Annotated in this window: 11 protein-coding genes; 10 read left to right on the plus strand and 1 reads right to left on the minus strand. The window is 69.5% G+C overall.

Annotated features, from left to right (window positions below; all coding sequences use genetic code 11):
- The first annotated feature begins 147 nt into the window (after nucleotides 1–147).
- Genes VIW71_RS08395 through VIW71_RS08410 form a run of 4 tightly spaced genes read left to right on the plus strand, consistent with a single transcriptional unit; the run spans nucleotide 148 to nucleotide 6,374 of the window.
- Nucleotides 148–3,198, plus strand: a complete 3,051-nt coding sequence (locus VIW71_RS08395) for a lantibiotic dehydratase (RefSeq protein ID WP_331621406.1) — start codon at nucleotides 148–150, stop codon at nucleotides 3,196–3,198.
- Nucleotides 3,199–3,227: 29 nt separating this feature from the next.
- Complete coding sequence (locus VIW71_RS08400) at nucleotides 3,228–4,427, plus strand: lanthionine synthetase C family protein (RefSeq protein ID WP_331621407.1); 1,200 nt, start codon at nucleotides 3,228–3,230, stop codon at nucleotides 4,425–4,427.
- Between the two features lie 19 nt (nucleotides 4,428–4,446).
- Nucleotides 4,447–5,487 carry a thiopeptide-type bacteriocin biosynthesis protein gene (locus tag VIW71_RS08405; RefSeq protein WP_331621408.1) on the plus strand — a complete coding sequence of 347 codons (1,041 nt, stop codon included), beginning with the start codon at nucleotides 4,447–4,449 and terminating at the stop codon, nucleotides 5,485–5,487.
- Nucleotides 5,487–6,374, plus strand: a complete 888-nt coding sequence (locus VIW71_RS08410; protein WP_331621409.1) for a hypothetical protein — start codon at nucleotides 5,487–5,489, stop codon at nucleotides 6,372–6,374. The genes VIW71_RS08405 and VIW71_RS08410 overlap by 1 nt, the downstream gene beginning before the upstream one ends.
- Before the next feature lie 205 nt (nucleotides 6,375–6,579).
- Here the strand turns inward: VIW71_RS08410 and eccCa are convergent, their stop codons facing one another.
- Nucleotides 6,580–10,557, minus strand: a complete 3,978-nt coding sequence (gene eccCa / locus VIW71_RS08415; protein WP_331621410.1) for a type VII secretion protein EccCa — start codon at nucleotides 10,555–10,557, stop codon at nucleotides 6,580–6,582.
- 521 nt (nucleotides 10,558–11,078) lie between these two features.
- On the opposite strand from eccCa, the gene eccD reads away from it, so the two are divergent.
- The 6 genes from eccD (at nucleotide 11,079) to VIW71_RS08445 (ending at nucleotide 18,530) form a co-directional block, all read left to right on the plus strand.
- Nucleotides 11,079–12,479 carry a type VII secretion integral membrane protein EccD gene (gene eccD, locus VIW71_RS08420; RefSeq protein WP_331621411.1) on the plus strand — a complete coding sequence of 467 codons (1,401 nt, stop codon included), beginning with the start codon at nucleotides 11,079–11,081 and terminating at the stop codon, nucleotides 12,477–12,479.
- A gap of 20 nt (nucleotides 12,480–12,499) precedes the next feature.
- Entirely contained in the window at nucleotides 12,500–13,981 is a 1,482-nt protein-coding gene (gene eccB / locus VIW71_RS08425; RefSeq protein WP_331621412.1) for a type VII secretion protein EccB, read from the plus strand.
- Between the two features lie 127 nt (nucleotides 13,982–14,108).
- Nucleotides 14,109–14,435 carry a hypothetical protein gene (locus tag VIW71_RS08430; RefSeq protein ID WP_414720698.1) on the plus strand — a complete coding sequence of 109 codons (327 nt, stop codon included), beginning with the start codon at nucleotides 14,109–14,111 and terminating at the stop codon, nucleotides 14,433–14,435.
- Between the two features lie 37 nt (nucleotides 14,436–14,472).
- A complete protein-coding gene (locus VIW71_RS08435) occupies nucleotides 14,473–14,793 on the plus strand; it encodes a WXG100 family type VII secretion target (protein WP_331621414.1) in 321 nt (106 codons plus the stop codon).
- A 114-nt stretch (nucleotides 14,794–14,907) separates the two neighbouring features.
- A complete protein-coding gene (locus VIW71_RS08440) occupies nucleotides 14,908–15,348 on the plus strand; it encodes a type VII secretion system-associated protein (protein WP_331621415.1) in 441 nt (146 codons plus the stop codon).
- A 71-nt stretch (nucleotides 15,349–15,419) separates the two neighbouring features.
- Nucleotides 15,420–18,530 carry an AAWKG family protein gene (locus VIW71_RS08445; protein WP_331621416.1) on the plus strand — a complete coding sequence of 1,037 codons (3,111 nt, stop codon included), beginning with the start codon at nucleotides 15,420–15,422 and terminating at the stop codon, nucleotides 18,528–18,530.
- The last annotated feature ends 73 nt before the right edge of the window (nucleotides 18,531–18,603 follow it).

Genomic DNA, 18,603 nt, shown 5'->3' on the forward strand with positions numbered 1-18,603 from the left:
TGGCGCCGGGCGGGATGCCCGGCGCCACCGGTACCACCTTCCTCGGGCGCCGAAGAGACAAGGGAGCAGATGACAGCGGGAGACGAACGGCTCCTGTATCGGCTGGCCGGCGTGCCCCTGGTACGCGCCACTACATACCCAGACGGGATGCCTTTGACCGAGGAGCCGGACCTGACCGGCGCTCCGGCAGTAGTGGTGGGCAAGGGGCTGGCCTGGCTGAAGCAGCAGTGGCAGCGAGAGGAGGTCCGGCGTGCCGTGGAGACTGCCAGCCCAGTCCTGACCCAACAGATCCACGAGGCGTTGAAGATCGATTCCTCCCCGGACGAGCGCCGCGTACGCCGACTCGTCCACTCGCTTGCCTCCTACCTGCTGCGCTGGCACGGGAGAGCCACGCCGTTTGGTTTGTTCGCGGGCGTCACGACGGCCCAAGTCCGTGGCGAGGTTGCCGTGCGATGGGGGGAACGCCACCGTGCGGTAGCCAGAGCGGACGCGCAGTGGTCGGCTGCCGTCGTCAAGATCCTGGAGCAACATCCCGGATTGCTGGAACGCCTGCCGGTGGTTGCAAACGGAGCCGCCTTCGTACGTGGCAGCAGGCTTGTTGTCGCTGGTCAGCCGCCCGGTGACCGCCCTGGCGTGCTCGCCCCGATGGAGATATCCGTACGCCATACCCAGCCGGTACGCACTGCGATGGAGGCGGCGCGCGAGCCCATTCGCTTTGGCGAACTCGTCAAGCTGCTGGCTGCTGACTACCCGACCGCACCACCGGATCGGGTCAGTTCCCTGCTGGCCGAACTCGTCTCTCAGTATTTCCTGATCACCAGCTTGCGAGCGCCGATGACCGTTCCCGATGCCCTGGGACACATTCGTGCTCAGCTTGCCGCAGCCCATGCCGAAGAATTACCCGACCTCGCGGACCTGGTGCAGGAACTGCGAGCCATTCACGATGATTTGTCACGTCACAACCACACCGTCCCGCCTGCCTCGGCGCAGGTGATTAGGGCGACGGTGGCCAACCGTATGAAGGCGATGAGCGATATCGCCCCCCAGCCGCTGATGGTCGACACAGCTCTGGACTGCGAGATAGCCTTTCCCAAGGCGGTCATCCGGGAGGCGGAGGCTGCCGCCTCTGCCTTGCTGCGCCTGACGCCCTACCCGTTCGGTTACCCCCGGTGGAAAGACTTCCACGTCCGGTTCCGCCAGCGTTACGGCGTGGGGGCCGTCGTCCCCGTCCGCGAGCTGGTCGCCGACGTCGGGCTCGGGTTTCCCGCCGGCTACCTGGGCTCGCCGGTGGCGAACATTGCGCGCACGTTGACCGAACGCGACGAGACACTGCTTGCCCTCGTCCAGCGGAACGTGATCAACGGCGGTGAGGAGATCGTCCTGACGGAGCCAGTGATCCGCACGCTGACGGTCGGCGACCCCGCCGAGGTGCTCCCGCAGCCGCGCGTCGAACTGGCATTTCAGATCCATGCCCCCTCCGCGAGCGCCATACAGGACGGCGCGTTCCAGCTCGTCGTCACCGCAGCCCCGCGTCCCGGCAGCAGCATGGCCGGACGGTTCGCCGACCTGCTGACCGAGGCGGACCGCAAGGCGTTGTCGGACGCCTACGCCTGCCTGAGCACGGACGCCCCCGATGCCGTCGCCGTGCAGTTGTCGTTCCCCCCGCGCCGTCGGCGGAGCGAGAACGTCGCACGTACGCCTTCTCTGCTTCCGCAGACGATCTCCCTGTCCGAGCACCACGATGCCAACCGTGGTCTCATCGACCTCCATGACATCGCGGTCACCGCCGACGCACGCCAGCTCTACCTGGTGCAACTCTCGACCGGCAGGCGCGTCGAACCGCGCGTCCTGCACGCGCTGGAGGCAGGGGCCCTCACTCCGCCGCTCGCTCGTTTCCTCGCCGAGGTCACCACCGGACGCTGTGCCGTCTACAAGGCGTTCGACTGGGGGGCCGCCGTGCGATTGCCCTACTTACCGCGCCTTCGGTACGGCCGAACCGTGCTCTCCCCGGCGCGCTGGCTCCTGAGCGCTTCTGACCTCCCGTGGCATACTGCGCCGTCGGCCGAATGGAATGCCGCGTTTGAGACATGGCGCAGTCAATTGCGCGCACCGACAGCCGTCGTACTGTGCGAAACCGATCTCCGCTTGCCCCTCGACCTTGACCGGCCCTTCCACCGGGCACTGCTGCGCGCCCGTCTCGACCGCGCCCACCAAGTCGAATTGCAGGAGGCTCCCGCCCCGGACAGCCTCGCCTGGTTCGGACGCGCGCATGAACTCCTTGTCCAGATGCGTCTTGCCCGGCCCCGGCTCGCAGAACAGCAGGCCCATGCCACGATGCCTTTGCGGACTGTCGAACGGGCCGCCGGGCATCTGCCCGGTCGCTCCCCTTGGCTGTATGCGCAGATCTACGGGCACCCGGACCGCCAGGACGAGATTCTGACCGAACACCTGCCAGACCTCTTCGACAACTGGGCCGACCTTCCGTTGTGGTGGTTTCGACGGCACCGCGACACCAGCCGCCCCGACACCGAGCAGTACCTCGCCCTGTACCTGCGCCTACCGACATCCGCCCACCACGGAGAAGCCGCTACCAGGGTCGGACACTGGGCCGCTGGTCTGCGTGACCGCGGGCTCCTACGGGAGATCCAACTCGGCACCTACCATCCCGAAGCCGGACGCTACGGCCACACAGAGGCGATGGCCGCAGCCGAGACGGTGTTCGGAGCGGACTCCATCGCGGCCATTGCCGAGTTCACGTTCGCCGCTCATTGCGGACTGCCGCCTGAGGCAGTGACGGCCGCCGGCCTGGTCGATCTGGCTACCTCCTACGCCGCAACACCTGCCGAGGGTCATCAGTGGCTGATCAGTCATCTCCCCTACGAGCGAGGGCCGTTGGGTCAGAAGCTGCGGGATACCACGCTGCGCCTGGCCGACCCCCGGCACCAGGGAGAGATGCTGCTCACCATGCCCGGAGGCGAGGCTGTAACACGGGCCTGGGACCGCCGCAGGACCGCACTCGCGGTCTACCGCGCCCAGCTCGCCCGGCAACGCGACCCCGACAGCGTGCTGCGGTCCCTGCTCCACATGCACCACGTCCGCACCATGGGCGTCGACCCGGACCGCGAACGCGTCACCCACCGCCTGGCCCGGGCCGCAGCGCTGCGCCAGACCGCCTTGGCGCAAAGGGAAGCGCGGTGAGCGCGCCACCCCATACAGCGGCCACCGCTGTGGAGGAGATCGCCCGGCAGCTCAGCGTCCCCGAATCGCTCGTTCACGATCACCACGTGCCTGCCCAGTCCCTGTCCAAGGGACCGGCCGGCATCGCGCTGCTGCACATCGAGCGCGCTCACACCGGCAAGGCCGACTGGCGGACGGCGCGCAGTTGGGTGCAGGCCGCGGCCTTGGACGGGATCAGCGGTGCAGACGACGCCTGCCTCCTGTTCGGCGTGCCCGCTCTGGCCTTTGTCCTCCACGCCGCCGAAGCCGATGGAGCGGAGCGGTACGCGTCGGCCCGGGATCGGTTGGACACGTACGTCACCGCACTCGCCCACCGCCGTATTGGCCTGGCGCATGCCCGGATCGACCGCGGTGAACCGCCGGCATTCGCCGAGTACGACCTCCTCCACGGCCTGAGCGGGATCGGCGCCCACCTCCTCCAGCACGCCCCAGGGGACCATGCGCTGGAGCGGACCCTCTCCTACCTCGTGCGTCTCACCGAGCCGCTGCGAGTCGACAGAGAACGCGTCCCAGGCTGGTGGGTCCACCACGATCCGCACGTCAAGCAATCCACCGAATTCCCCGGCGGACACTCCAACTTCGGTATCGCGCACGGCATCACCGGCCCGCTCGCACTCCTTGCTCAGGCCCTGCGCCGGGGGGTCGCCGTGGACGGGCAGAGCGAAGCCGTCCACACCATCTGCACCTGGCTGGACACCTGGAGACAGGAGTCCGACGCAGGACCGTGGTGGCCGCAGTGGATCACCCGGGACCAGCTTGGCACCGGCCGACCGGGTCAATCGAGCGCCTCGCGACCAAGCTGGTGCTACGGCACCCCTGGCATCGCCCGCGCCCAGCAACTCGTCGGCATTGCGCTCGCGGATAAGGCGCGCCAGCAGATGGCCGAACGCGCCCTTGCCTACTGCGTGTCCGACCGTGCCCAACTCCGTCAGATCACCGACACCAGCCTGTGCCACGGCTGGGCCGGTCTGTACCAGACCACCTGGAGGGCCGCCCAAGACGCGCTCACACCGGAAATCGGCCTGCTCCTGCCGCCCTTGGCCGACCTCCTTCTCCAGCACAGCCGCGCGGGGCGGCGGGAAGGCGGCGGGCTGCTGGAAGGGGAAGCGGGCCTCGCTCTCGCCCTGCACACCGCCGCGCACCCCACGCCGCCGATCTCGGGGTGGGACGCATGCCTGCTGATCAATTGAAGTTCCGGGAAGGAGCCTGGTGGACGCACCTGCGACACCGCAACAGGTAGCCAACAGCGTATTGGAGACTCTCTCCGGCATCGCCCTCGAAGAAGCTGCTGCCCGCGCGGGCATCAAGGCAGGCGAACTCGCCGACGCCATCGAGGTCTATCAAGCTGCTGGGCGCGCCGCCCTCGAAGACCAAGCTGAGGCTGCTCGTGGCTGGTACTCCGTCTCAGTCCAGTTCACCGACTGGAACTCCGCCGAACGCACCGCCACCGACTCGCTCGTTCCTCAACTCCAGCAGACCGAGAACACCGGAGCACTCGCCGGGTGGTGGTTCATACGCAAGCATCCCTGCTGGCGACTGCGCTGCCGCCCCGGCTCCGCGGCCACCCGTACGGACGTCGCACACGCCATGACCACCACCCTGGACACCCTTCGAGCCGGTGGCGCGATCGACCGGTGGTGGGAGACCGTCTACGAGCCCGAAGCCCTGGCGTTCGGCGGCCCCAAGGGCATGGACATCGCCCACGACCTGTTCCACGCCGACAGCCGTGGCGTCCTCGACTACGTATGCCGCCACACCCTCACCACGCAGGACGAGCACACCTTGGGCTGTCGTGAGCTCTCCATCCTGCTGTGCAGCACTCTGTTGTTCGGTGCCGGCCAGGAACCGCACGAGCAGGGGGACATCTGGCACCGAGTGGAAAAGCTGCGGCCTCTGCCGCCCGGTACGCCCGCCGACCGAGTGTCCACGATGAGCGTGGCGCTGCAACTCCTCATGAACCTCGACACCAGCCCCACCAGCGCCCTGTTCAACGGAGACAACCCCCTGGCCTTCATCGCGCCCTGGGCCGCCGCCTTCGAAGACGCAGGCCGGCGCCTCGGCGACGCGGCACGAGACGGCATCCTCGTCCGCGGCGTGCGGGACATCCTGGCGCACCACGTGATCTTCGCCTGGAACCGATTGGGTCTCGACGGGCAGACACAGGCCATCCTCGCGCGGGCGGCACGCGAGACCCTGATGAACCCGCCGGACACCGTGCCCGGTACTACCTCCTCAGCCGGGAGGAGTTGATGTCCACCGAACCCGACGACCCCCAGGTGATCGCGCGTATGCGCAACGCCCACAGCCGGGCTTGCACCGCCCTGGAAAGCCACCCAGAACCAGGATCCATCGAAGTGTGGGGTTGGCGCGGTAGAACCCTGAGTCAGCCTGTCACCGCCCGGGGCGGTCCGGCATGGCTCCGGATCGGCAGCGCCCCAACCGGCCAGGTCAACGCCACCTTCTGGGACGGTTCGATCGCCGCCGAGCACGCCCTCCCACGTTCGATCCCGCGCCCGCGGCTGCGCCTCGTCCATGACTGGAGCGATGAGCAGTGGGAGTATCGCGCGGAACTGTACGACCGAGAAGCGGCTCTGCCCATCTCGACTTCCCCTGCTCTGATCACCGCACCGGACCTGTCCTCTGACTGGTGGGCATCGGTCCGCGCCGCGCTTGACGACGTCGCCCAAGTCCCCACCAGCCGCATGTCCGTGCACCAGCCGTTCCTCGAACGCGCCATGCCTGAATATCTCGGTACACCGATCGACACCGCAGCGCCCTCATGGTCCACGGCGCACGGCGACTTCCACTGGGCGAACCTCAGCGCACCCGAACTCCGAGTCTTCGACTGGGAAGGCTGGGGACAGGCCCCCACGGGCTACGACGCCGCCGTGCTCCACAGCTACAGCCTGAAGTTCCCATCGATCGCCGCCCAGATCCGCCGTGAGCTGGATGTCCTCGATACTCCCGCAGGCTGGCACGCCGAACTCGCCGTCATCACCCAGCTCCTTCACAGCACGATCCGCGGGGACAACCTCGAATTGGCCGAGCCCCTTCGGCAGCGTGCCGAAGTTCTCCTGGGACGAGCCGTTCCCCGGCCAGGCGAATCCAGCGAAAGAAGTAGTCATGGAAGCGAGTGACAACACCGTGCCGTCCCCATAAAGGTCAGCGGCTCACACCGGCAGCTACAAGACCCCCGACGGAGTCAAGCTTGGCAGGGGCCGTCTTCCGCGGCGGCGACCACGCCGTGCGCGGGTGGCCGCCTCCGGCTCGGCCTGCACTCCGCCGGGTGCCGGGGCCGAGCCCCACGGACGGGGTCCCCACCCGGCCGTGGTGCCGTCCTCCTCAGACTTCGTCCAGCAACGCCGTCTGGATCTGGCGGTTCTTGCGGCGGGCGATGTGCGTCGCCCGGCCGGGGACCAGGCTGCGGCCTTTGATGTTGCCGAAGAGATAGCCCTCGGCCGGCGGGCAGGACAGCAGCAGCGCCGGGGTGTTGACCTCCTGCATCCGCCGCAGCAGCGAGTCGTTCAGCCCGCGCCCGGCGCCCGCGGCCGAGCGGGCGACGATCAGGTGCACGCCGAGTTCCCAGCCCAGGGCGAGATGGTCGAGCAGCGGCCCGAACGGCTGGTTCACCGGGTTGCTGCCGACCAGGTCGTAGTCGTCGACCAGGATGAACAGCCGGGGGCCGGTCCACCAGTCGGCCTGCCTCATCCGCGAGGGGGCCACGTCCGGTCCCGGAATCCGGGTCCTGACCGCCCGCCCGGCGCCGTCGATCAGGTCCCTGAGTGCATCGACGGAGATCGCGTGCCCGAGCCGGTACTCCTCGGGCACCGCCTCCACCAGCGTGCGGCGGTAGTCGACGACCATCACCCGGGCCTCCGCGGGCGTGTACCGCGCGGTGACGGCGCGGGCCACCAGGCGCAGCAGATTGGTCTTGCCGCTTTCGGTGTCCCCGACCACGATCAGGTGGGGGTGCTCGGCGAAGTCGTGCCACACCGTGGCCAGGCGCTCCTCCTCGACGCCGATCGGCACCCGGAAGTCGCCCTCGGGATCGGGCAGTTCGGCCGCGGCGAGGGTGGTGGGCAGCATCCGGACCGGCGGCGCCGGAGGCCCCGGCCAGCTCTCCCGGACCGCGGCGACCAGGGCGGCGATACCGTCGGCCAGGTCGTCGGCACCGCCCGCACCGTCGATACGGGGCAGCGCCGTCATGTAGTGCAGCTTGTCCGAGGTCAGGCCGCGCCCGGGGATACGCGGCACGGTGGCCGCGCGGCGGATGTCCACCTGGGAGTCCATGGCGTCACCCATGCGCAGCTCCAGGTGGGTGCCGGACTGGTCGCGCACCGCCGCCGACAGCTCCACCCAGCGGGCCGTGGTGACGATGAGGTGGATGCCGTAGTTCAGGCCGCGGGCGGCCAGCGCGTTGAAGGTGCTGACGTGCCGGTCGTAGTCCTGCCGGACCGTCGACCAGCCGTCGACGACGAGGAAGACGTCGCCGTACGGTTCGTCGGGGAACTCCCCGGCGGCCCGGCGGCGCCGGTAGGTGGGCATCGCGTCGATGCCGTGTTCCAGGAAGAACCGTTCACGCTGCGCCAGCAGCGCGTTGACCTCGGAGATGACCCGGCCCACCCGCTCGGTGTCGAGGCGGGCCGCCACCGCGCCCACGTGCGGCAGCCCGGACAGGCCCGCCAGGGTGCCGCCGCCGAAGTCCAGGCAGTAGAACTGCACTTCGCGCGGCGTGTGCGTCAGGGCCAGCGAGGCGATCAGGGTACGGACCAGTGTGCTCTTGCCGCTCTGCGGGCCGCCCGCGATGGCCACATGCCCGCCGGCGCCGGACAGGTCCACCGTCAGCACGTCGCGGATCTGCTCGAAGGGCCGGTCGATGATGCCCGCGGGCACGGTCAGTCTGCCGCGCCCGGCCCACTGTGTGGTGGTGAGCCCGAGCACCGGGTCCGCGGCCAGCGGCTCCAGGATCCGGTCCAGCGCGGGAGGCAGGTCCAGCGGCGGCAGCCACACCTGGTGGGCCGGCGGCCCGGAGCCGCGCAGCCGCTCCACGGCCACCGACAGCAGCGTCGGGCCGCCGTCGTCCTGCTGGGCCCCCTCGGCCTGCTCGGTCGGCTCGGTCGGCTCGGGCGTCTCGGGCAGCCGGCGGGGCACCACCCAGCTTGCCGTCCACGGCATCACCTGGCTGGCGGCCCGCTCCTGGTTCACCGACCCGCTCCGCTCCCGGTAGGTGCCCGAGGAGTAGGCGGCGCGGAACCGGGTCAGGGCCTCCACGCCGGTCTTGAGGAACCCGCTGCCCGGCTGCGGCGGCAGCTCGTAGGCGTCCGGCACGCCGAGCACGCCGCGGCTCTCCATCGCGGAGAACGTCCGCAGGCCGATGCGGTACGACAGGTGGCTCTCCAGCTGGTGCATCCGGCCCTCGTCCAGGCGCTGCGAGGCGAGCAGCAGATGCACGCCCAGCGACCGCCCGAGCCGCCCGATCATCACGAACAGCTCCATGAACTCCCGGTGCGCCGCGAGCAGTTCGCTGAACTCGTCGACCACCACGAACAAGCTCGGCAGCGCCGCGAGGGGGGCGCCGGCGGCGCGCGCTTTCTCGTACTCCAGCGCCGAGGTGTAGTTGCCCGCGGCGCGCAGCAGCTCCTGGCGGCGGATCAGCTCGCCGTGCAGCGCGTCCTGCATCCGCGAGACCAGCGCCACCTCGTCGGCGAGATTGGTGATGACCGCCGAGGTGTGCGGCAGTTCGTCGAGGCCGAGGAAGGTGGCGCCGCCCTTGAAGTCCACCAGCACGAAGTTGAGCGTCTCGGAGGAGTTGGTGAGCGCCAGCGCCAGCACCAGGGTGCGCAGCAGTTCGCTCTTGCCGGAACCGGTGGCACCGATGAGCATCCCGTGCGGCCCGGAGCCGCCTTGCGCGGACTCCTTGATGTCCAGCTCCACGGGGGCGCCGTCGGCGCTCACCGCGATCGGCACCCGCAGCCGCTCGGTGCCGCCGCGCCGCTGCCACAGGGTGGCCGGGTCGTGGCGGTGGAGGTCGGGGATGCCCAGCAGCGAGGTCAGCTCCAGGGTGGCGGCGAGCGGTTCCGACGCATCGCCGCCCACGCCCATCCGGAACGGAGCGATCTGCTTGGCCAGCGCGGTGGCGGCCACCGGGCCGAAGGAGTCCGGGCGGCCGAGTGGGGTGGTCTGCTCCTTGCGGTCGCGGTCGGTGCGCACCAGCTCGATGCCGTCCCCGTCGAGGCGCAGCCGCAGAGTGGTCCGTCCGGGACGCCAGGTCAGGGCGCCGGTGAGGTCGAGTACGACGGTGTTGCGGACGCCGGGTCCGTCCAGGCGGTGGCCGCCGGGCACAATCGTGCCGTCCACCACGATCACGGTGAACGGCTCTTCCCTGGTCACCGGTGCGTCCGGGTCGAACGGGAGCCGCTCCCAGAACTCGGCGCCGAGCAGGTCCTCCAGCTCGTTGAAGGCCGACGTGACCATCCGGACCGGACCGGCGCCGTCACTGTCCTGCGGATGCAGACAGTGCGGCAGCCACTTCACCCACTCCCAGCGCTCCCGCTGGTCGTCGGCCACACACAGCGTGATCCACAGGTCCTCGGGTGAGTGGAACACCGCCAGTTGCGCGATCAGCGCGCGGGCGGCGGCACGTACCCGCTCCTGGTCCCCCTGGAACAGCACCCGTGACCAGGACCGCAGGGAAATCGCGATCGGCTGGTCGGGAACGGTGGCGTAGGCGCGGATGAAGCTGCGCAGCGCGTGAGCGCTGAGCGGCTCCAGGTCCTCGACCGGCTGCGTCGACAGCGGGGTCAGCCGCAGCCCCAGTTTCTGCTCCCCGACCGCGAGCCGTACCTCGCCGAAGTCCGGGTCCGAGGCGCGGCGTTCCCACAGCCGGGTGGTGCCCACCAGGGACCACAGGGCGGCCGGTTCCGGATGCTGCCAGGCCAGTGCCTTCTGCTGCTGCCCCACGACGGCGCGGACCTTGCGCCGGGTCTGGGTGAGATACCGCAGGTAGTCCCGGCGTTCGCCCTTGAGCCGCTGCTTGCGCTCGCTGTTCTTGCGTACGAACTGGCCGAGGATCATGGCGCCCGACGCGACCGCCATCATCCCCAGGGCCAGATACATGAAACCGCTGCTGCCACCGCTGCCGGGCCGCATGAACATCAGCATCATGGACACCGACATCATGGCCATGGGCAGGTAGTTCCAGACGGCGGAGCTGTCCGGCACCGTCTCGGACAGCGTGGGCGGCTCCTGGAGACTGAGTTCCCCCTCGGGCAGCTCGGGTCCACGGCGCCGGGCGGGCCTGCGGAACATCACGACACTCAACGAACGCTCTCCTCAACGATGACGCGGCGGACGGCCGCCCGGCGGCGGGCGGGGTGTTCACGGGTTCGGGGACTCCGGCGCGCGGCCGGTCACGGGGTTGTCCGGGGTAGGGGACAGGCACGGCGTTGTCCGGGTCCGGGGACAGGCGCGCGGCGGGTCAGAACGGCGATACCGCGGCGTACAGCGACCGCCCGGAGCAGCGGGCGTGGGAGGGCGGCGGCAGGGCCGGGACCGGGGCGGGAGCGGATCGCCCGGGCAACGGGTCGCCAGAAGCCAGGCTTTGACCTTACGATCCCTGTCAACGGTTCGCCACCCTGGTCCTGCGGACCCGTCATGGGTACCCAGGGGCCGCGCGACCGATCCGCCTGCTGCGTTCCCACCGCTTCCCGCGTCCCACCGCCTCCTGCGCTCCGCGGTCGAGCCCGCCCCACGAGAGGGCCGGCATCCCACGGACGGCATCCGCCGTCGTGCCCGAACACCGGTGACGCACCGGCGTCCCGGAGAAGCGTGAGACATTTCCGATGACAGACAGCACCCTGGCAGGGCTGTGCCGCCTCACGGTACGCACGCCCGACACGTCCATCGACCTGGCGGTACCCGCCGACATCCCGGTGGCCGACCTGCTGCCCGCCCTGCTGGCCTACGGCGGGGAGGGCCTGGCGGAATCCGGTCTCGAACACGGAGGCTGGGTACTGCAGCGGCTCGGCGGCGAACCGCTGAACGAGGAAGGCACGCTGGAAGCCGAGGGGCTGCGCGACGGCGCCACCCTGTTCCTTCGGCCCCGCGCGGAAAGCCTGCCCGAAGTACGCCTCGACGATCTGGTGGACGGCATCTCGACCACCATGCAGGACCGTCCCTACGGCTGGAATCCGCAGATCAGCAGGCGGGTGCTGCTGGGCCTGTCGGTCGTGGCGCTCACCGCGGGGCTGGTGACGCTCGCGGTGCCCGGCCCGTCAGCGCCGCTGCGCGCGCTGGCCGCAGCGGTCGTCGGTGTGCTGCTCCTCGCGGGCGCCGGGTCGGCCAGCCGCGCGGTCGGCGACGCCGGGGCGGGCGCCGCCCTGGGCTTCATGGTCAGCCCCTATGTGGGGCTCGCCGGATGGCTGCTGCCCGGCGGGGAGACGGGTGGCGGACCCGAGCACGCGCTCCTCGGCTCCCGGCTGCTGGCGGCGAGCGCGGCGGCCACCGGAGGCGCGGTGCTCGCGGTCGCGGCGGTCGCGGCGTTCGCCTCTCTGTTCCTCGCGGTGGCCGCGGTGGGGGCGGTCGGCGCGCTGGCCGGGGCGCTGATCCTCGTCGGCGATCTGCCGCCGCAGCACACCGCCGGCCTGGTCGCCCTGGTGGCGGTCGTGTTCAGTGCTTTCGTTCCTTCGCTCTCGTTCCGGCTGTCGGGTTTGCGGATGCCGCCGCTGCCCACCAACGCCCAGCAGCTCCAGGAGGGCATCGAGCCGCAGTCCCCCCGTTCGGTCGCCGAGCGCGCCGTTCTCGCCGACGGCTGGATGACCGGCCTGTACGGGGCGGCGGGGGCGATCGCGGCCGTCTGCCAGACGGGGCTCGCGTACCGGGCCGACCTGCCCCAGGTCGTCACCATCGCCACGCTGTCGGTCCTGCTCTTGCTGCACGCGCGCGGCCTGGGTAACACCTTGCAGCGGTTGTGGCTGGTCGTCCCCGGCGGGTGGGGCGCCGTCCTGCTGGTCTGGCTCGGTGTCGGGGAGTTCGGCCCGGACTCCCGCCTGCTGCTGGTGGCGGCGCTGCTGGCGACCGCGGCGGGAATCGCCATCACCGCCTGGACTGTACCGGGACGACGTCTGGTGCCGTACTGGGGCCGGGCCGCCGAACTGCTGCACACCGCGGTCGCCGTCGCCCTGCTGCCGCTGGCGCTGTGGGTGCTGGGCGTCTACGGCGAGCTGCACTCCATCAAGGGCTGAGCAGGCAGGAAGGCAGGACCATGCAGTCCAAACGCGACCAGGTGCAGGCCCACATGTTCCTCATGGGACGGCTCACCTCCAGCATGCTGCGCGCCGATCCGGACGCACCGGAGAGCCCGCAGGGCCGTACCAACCGGGGTGTCGCCATCGGCGTGGTCATCGCGCTGATCGTCTCGGCCGGCGCATTCGTCATCGGTCTGATGTCGCCGGGCAAGAAGGACTCGTGGCAGTCCTCCGGGAGTCTGATCGTCGACCGGGACACCGGCTCCCGTTTCCTGTACCTGGACGGCCGGCTCCGCCCGGTGCGCAACTACGCCTCGGCGCGGCTGCTCGGCGGTGCCGAACTGAAGACCACCACCGTCGGCACCTCCTCACTCGGCGGTACGCCCCACGGTCCGCCGGTGGGGATCCCCGGCGCGCCCGATGTGCTGCCGAAGCGGGGAGACCTGGCCGACGGGCCCTGGCAGGTGTGTTCCAGCCGTGACGAGCCGGGCTCGCGGGTCAGCACCACCCTCGCGCTGGGCACCGCGGCCGACGGCGCGGGGCTGGGGCCGCAGGACGGCCTGCTGGTGTCCGGTCCCGACTCCTCGCTGCACCTGGTCTGGCGGGGGATCAGGCTCCGGCTGGACAGCAAGGGCGGGGCCGCCGAGGCGCTCGGGTACGGATCAACCGCCCCCGTGCCGGTCTCCGCCGCCTTCCTCAACTCCCTGCCCGCCGGGCCCGACCTGGCTCCGCCCGAGGTTCCGGGCCGGGGCGAGAACGGCCCGTCGCTGGGCGGGCGGGCCACCAGGATCGGGCAGGTCTTCCAGGTCACCGCCCCCGGCGCGCAGGCGCGGTACTACCTGCTGCGGCGCGACGGCCTGATCCCGCTGTCCGCCACCACGGCGGCCCTGGCGCTGGGTGACCCGGGCACCCGCCGGGAGGCGTACGCGGGGCGCCCGGCCACCGCGCTCGCCCTGGGCACGGCGGTGCTCAAGGGCCGTCTGGCCCCCACCGACGGCGGGCCGGAGGGCCCCGCGGAACTGCCCGCGTCCCCGCCCGAACCGGTGGGCCCGGACGACGGGACGGCCGTGTGCGTGCGGATTCAGCCTGACGCGCAAGGGCCGCGGCTGAGCGTGTCGCTGGTCGTACCGGGCTCGCTCGGCCCCGTCGCGCAGCCCCCGGCCGAGAACCTGACCCCGGCCTGCTCCCCGGCCGACCGGGTGACCGTCCCACCGGGCGGTGGAGCCCTGGTCCGGGTGCTCGGCGCGGGTGGGGGCCTGATGGGCGACACCGTCTACCTGGTCACGGACACCGGGGTGAAGTACCGAGTACCCGGAGCGGACGCCGCGAAGGCACTCGGGTACGAGTCGGTGATCCCCCAGGCACTGCCCTCCCCTTTGTTGTCCATGCTGCCGACCGGACCGGACCTGAGCCCGGCCACAGCGGCGTACGGCAAGGCCGTGACCACGGCCTTGCGCTGTGCTCCGGTGCCCGGGAGCCCGGCCGCGACAAGGCGATGACAAGGCATCGACAAATTCGCGCTCCTAGCCTCTGACCGCAGCCAACGACGCGCGGCCGGGCCGGCGCCATGAGCGCCGCGCCCCGCGACCCCAGGAGAAAGTAGGGCGCACCATGCCTCCCAGCGGAATGCGGCAATCAGAGGAAAACGCCACCCGCAACGGCATCCAGGCTCTTCAGATGGCCTTCAACGGCATCCTCAAGTCCCGCCAGGACGTGGAGTCCACCCGCCACGGCCTGTCCAGCTACTACAAGGGCAGTGACGGCGCCGCCTACCAGGAGCTCGTCATCAAGTGGGAAGAGCAGGCGGACGTCATCCTCAAGAACGTCGAGGACATGGTCGAGGCGCTCAACGAGACGCTGGCCGAGCAGGGCCGCCAGCAGGGATCCGCCAACACGGCGATCCAGCAGCAGTACAACCAGTCCGAGAGCGTATTCGACACGCTCACCGCCTGATCCGGATTCTCGACGGCAGCAGGACGAAGGAAAACCCATGAGCGACTTCAGCGACGGCTACATCTACGTCGACTACTCACAGGCGAACAACACGGCCGACGACCTGGTCCAGCAGACGAAGGCGATCGCCACGACCCTGTCCAACCTGGACATGGAGCTCAGCGAGCTCAAGAACATGTGGATCGGTGACGACCGCGAGCAGTACGACGTCAAGCAGAAAGCGTGGAACCACGCCGTTCAGGTCATGGAGCAGATGCTCACCAAGAGCTCGGCGCTGCTCACCGACGTGTCGGAAAGCTACCGGTACAGCGAGAACTCACTGAGTCAGATGTGGTCGTCGGTGCGGATCGGCCGCTGACCGGACCGCCGCCGGCATTGTTCCGGCCGCCGGCGCCGCGCAGCCGCGGCCGGAACCGCGGTGGGCCGCCCGAGGGGAAAGAGAGGACGTGTTGTGGCGGACAAGCCGCAAGAGATGAAGCTCGACAAAGAAGGAATCCGGCAGTTCGTCGAGAACGAGGTCAAACCGTTCCTCGCAGAGATCGTGAAGATGACCAAGCCCGACACTTTCGCCCCCTCGCTGGCGCAGATCATCGGCAAGGACCAGTACGACAATCCCGACTGGTTCGGGCTGGTCACTCCGCTGGCCATCGGTCTCATGGGCGCTGAGAACGGGCCCGGGGCGCCGCTGAACAAGAAGGTGGCGACCTCGGGGGAGTCGGTTGTCGAGACCCTGGAACTGCACCGCGAGCTCTTCACGGAGATCGAGCAGGCCCTGGAGGAGACGGTGGAGAAACTGTTCAAGGCCCAGGGCGACAACCTGGAAAAGGTTGACGGGGACAAGTTCATGGACTTCTTCACGGACGTGGACGACATCCTCGCCGACAGCGGTTCCAACGAAAGGGACAAGAGCTAGCGGTCCCGGGCGCCGGGAAGGGCGCCTGCCTTTCCTGTCGGCTTGTCCCCATCCCGTACGGAGCTGAGCGCATGCCTGTCTACCCCGCCCATTCCACCGACGACTACTGGGCCCAGGTCGTCAAACTTTTCACCGGATATCCGATACCGGACCGGGCGAACCTGTTCGACTCGCTCGTGGGCGGGGACGAGAAGATCCCACTGATGGAGGTGGAGATCTCGGACATGGACAGTGCGCCCGAGGACGACCTCTACACCATCGTGGACAACCTCTACTGGCGGGTGGAGAACTCCGGCACGTCCATCGAGACGAAGAACATCGTCATTCCCTTCTACGCGCCGAAGAGCGGATCGCAGGACCGGCACCCGGGACCGGGCACGGAGCTGAAGCTGCGGCAGGCGTCCATCAGGCTCCTGGGCAGCAACGCCACCTCGTCGCCTCCCACCGGCGGCGTCGTCACCGGAACCGCCTTCGGTTCGTACAGCGATCTGGCGCTCTCCCAGTACAGCTACGGAAGCGGACGGGCCCTGGAGGCCCTGATCTGGGGACACACCACCGCCGGCTTCGAGTGGTCCGGTCTCCATGTTCCGATGGAACACGCGGTCGACTACAACTCCTTCGACCGCGCGGCCGACGCGTTCACCCGAGCTGCGATCTTCTTCGACAACCAGAACAAGGTGCTGCAGCGGTGGCAGGAGCGGCTCGGCGGGGAGCACTCGGAATGGCGGGGGCAGGCCGCGGGTGTCTTCGCCGACCTCGTCCACAAGATCAACAAGCTGTACCAGGAGTACAGCGAGGACATGCCGAGAATCGGTACGGCCGGCTCGCTCCACGCGGAAAGGCTCAGGGCCGCGCGGGAGACCTTCGTCAACGAACTGAACAACCTGCAGCAGCGATGGGCCTACTGGGAACTGTGGCAGGGCAACCCGCTGCGGTGGCTGCACGACATCCTGCTGAAGGTCACGAAGCACATCTGGGACCACAACATCACGGCCACCGGGTTCGGCTCCAGGGTTGACACCTCGTACAACTACAACAATGGCGTCAAATACGAGGACTACATCGAGGTGGACAGGGGTGACTTCGATGCCGGGTACGGTGATTACGGGCATCTTGAGTCCATGGCCACCTGGAAAAAGATCGGAGAGGAGGCGATCGGGGCTTGGCAGGAATCTGTGACAGAGAAACTCGGGAACCCTTCCAGGGAATCTCTGATGCGGATCAAGAAGGCTTTCGATATTTCTTTGGATCCGGTTTCTGCCAGGGGTGGCCCCAGTCTGTCGGAAGAGCTTCAGAAGGACAAGGCTGAAAAGGAAAAGGGGGATCTGGAGAAAAAACAGAAAGAACAGGAGGAGGAGAACAAGCGCAGGGAGAAGAAAGAGGACGAGTACCGGGAGGAGCAGGAGCGCAAGCAGGAGGAGCGGGAGCGTAAGCAGGAGGAGAAGGAGAAGGAGCTGGACCGTAAGCAGGAGGAGCGGGAGAGGGAGCAGGAGCGCAAGCAGGCTGAGCAGGAGCGTAAGCAGGAGGAGCGGCAGCAGGAGCTGGACCGTAAGCAGGAGGAGCGGGAGAGGGAGCAGGAGGCCAAGCAGGAGGCGAAGGAGAGGGAGCAGCAACAGGCTCAGGCCATCGCGTTGGCGCAGGCGAGGGCCGACCGGGAGAAGGAGAAGGAGGAGCAGCGGCGCAGGCAGGCCGAGCTGGACGCCAAGCAGGAGGAGCGGGAGCAGGAGCAGGAGGCCAAGCAGGCTGAGCAGGAGCGTAAGCAGGAGGAGCGGCAGCGGGAGCTGGACGCCAGGCAGGAGGCGAAGGAGAAGGAGCAGCAGGCCAAGCAGGCCGAACAGGAACGTAAGCAGGAGCAGCTGCGGATCAAGACGGAGACCGAGTACAAGGAACAGCAGGCCGAGCAGGAGGCCAAACAGGAGGAGCGGCAGGAGGAGCAGGAGCGCAAGCAGGAACAGGTGCAGCGCGAGCAGGACCAGCGCCAGCGGGAGCTGCAAGCCCAGCAGGAGCAGCGGCAGCAGGAACAGGACCGGCGCCAGCAGGAACTGGTGGCCCAACAGGACCAGCGGCAGCAGGAACAGGAAGCCAAGCAGGAGCAGCGGCAGCAGGAGCAGGTCCGGCGTCAGCGGGAGTTGCAGGCGCAGCAGGACCAGCGCCAGCAGGAATTGCAGAAGCAGCAGGAGCAGCGGCAGCGCGAACAGGAGCAGCGCCAGCAGCACCTGCAAGAGCAGCAGGACCAGCGTCAGCAGCAGCTTCAGCACGACCAGGACCAGCGTCAGCAGCAGCTTCAGCAGGACCAGGCGCAGCGGCAGCGGGAACTCCAGGAGCGGTTCGACCAGCTTCAGCGCGAGACGCCGTCGCTGCCGGACTTCCACGACAGCCGAACGATCCTGAATCCGGACGGCTCGGTCACCCAGCACTTCTCGGACGGCGGTTTCACGACCGTCGACCCGGGCGAGCACACCGGCGTCACCGTTCTCCCGGACGGAAGCGTCGACTTCGAGAGCCTTTCGCCGGGCGAATCGGTGCACAACCCGGACGGCAGCTGGACGACCCTCAACCCGGACGGCACGGTCACCACGGACTTCCCCGACGGCCGCTCCACGGTCATCGATCCGGACCGCCACCAGGCCACGACGACGTACCCGGACGGCAGGACCGAGACCACTCCGCTCAGCCCGGGCAGCGCTCTGCCCGGTCCCCAGAGCGTCGGCAGCGACTACGACTACCGCTCCTCCTACCCGGGGTACGAAGAGGAGTTGTACGACAACCGGCCGTACGACCCCACGGAGTTGCTGAGCGCGTACGGCAGCGGGAGGGGGCAGGCCGGCGACGGCGGCGCTCCCTCGTACCCGATGATGCCGCCCGGGATGACGATGGGAGGCCAGGTCTCGGCCGGCAGCGCCTCCTCCGCCGAGCGGGTCCGCACCGTGATCGACGGCCGGCCCCAGCTCCTCGCGCGCCGTGGCGACCGGCGCGGCACCGGCGGCTACGAGGAGGTCGGGGCTGCGCAGCGGGTCGGCACCTCCTCCGGCACCCCCTTCATGCCGCCGATGGGTGGTATGGGCGGCGGCAACCAGGCCCAGACCGAGAGCAACGACCGCGAGCGCTCCTCCTGGCTGGCCGAGGACGAGGACGTCTGGGGAACGGATGAGGGCGGCGCCCCGGCGGTGATCGGCCGGTGAGTTCGCAGCCGTGCGCAGCGGAGGAACGCGCGACCGCAGACCGGGAACGCGCCGCGGGCGCGGAAGAGGAACG

Origin of the sequence: Streptomyces sp. (assembly GCF_036524955.1) — a bacterium.
Lineage (GTDB): Bacteria > Actinomycetota > Actinomycetes > Streptomycetales > Streptomycetaceae > Actinacidiphila.

Excerpts from the sequence above, each read along its gene's own strand:
- VIW71_RS08395 (WP_331621406.1), top strand. The coding sequence starts at position 148 with ATGCCTTTGACCGAGGAGCCGGACCTGACCGGCGCTCCGGCAGTAGTG.
- VIW71_RS08440 (WP_331621415.1), top strand. The coding sequence starts at position 14,908 with ATGAAGCTCGACAAAGAAGGAATCCGGCAGTTCGTCGAGAACGAGGTC.
- eccD (WP_331621411.1), top strand. The coding sequence starts at position 11,079 with ATGACAGACAGCACCCTGGCAGGGCTGTGCCGCCTCACGGTACGCACG.
- VIW71_RS08430 (WP_414720698.1), top strand. The coding sequence starts at position 14,109 with ATGCGGCAATCAGAGGAAAACGCCACCCGCAACGGCATCCAGGCTCTT.
- eccB (WP_331621412.1), top strand. The coding sequence starts at position 12,500 with ATGCAGTCCAAACGCGACCAGGTGCAGGCCCACATGTTCCTCATGGGA.
- VIW71_RS08435 (WP_331621414.1), top strand. The coding sequence starts at position 14,473 with ATGAGCGACTTCAGCGACGGCTACATCTACGTCGACTACTCACAGGCG.
- VIW71_RS08445 (WP_331621416.1), top strand. The coding sequence starts at position 15,420 with ATGCCTGTCTACCCCGCCCATTCCACCGACGACTACTGGGCCCAGGTC.
- VIW71_RS08410 (WP_331621409.1), top strand. The coding sequence starts at position 5,487 with ATGTCCACCGAACCCGACGACCCCCAGGTGATCGCGCGTATGCGCAAC.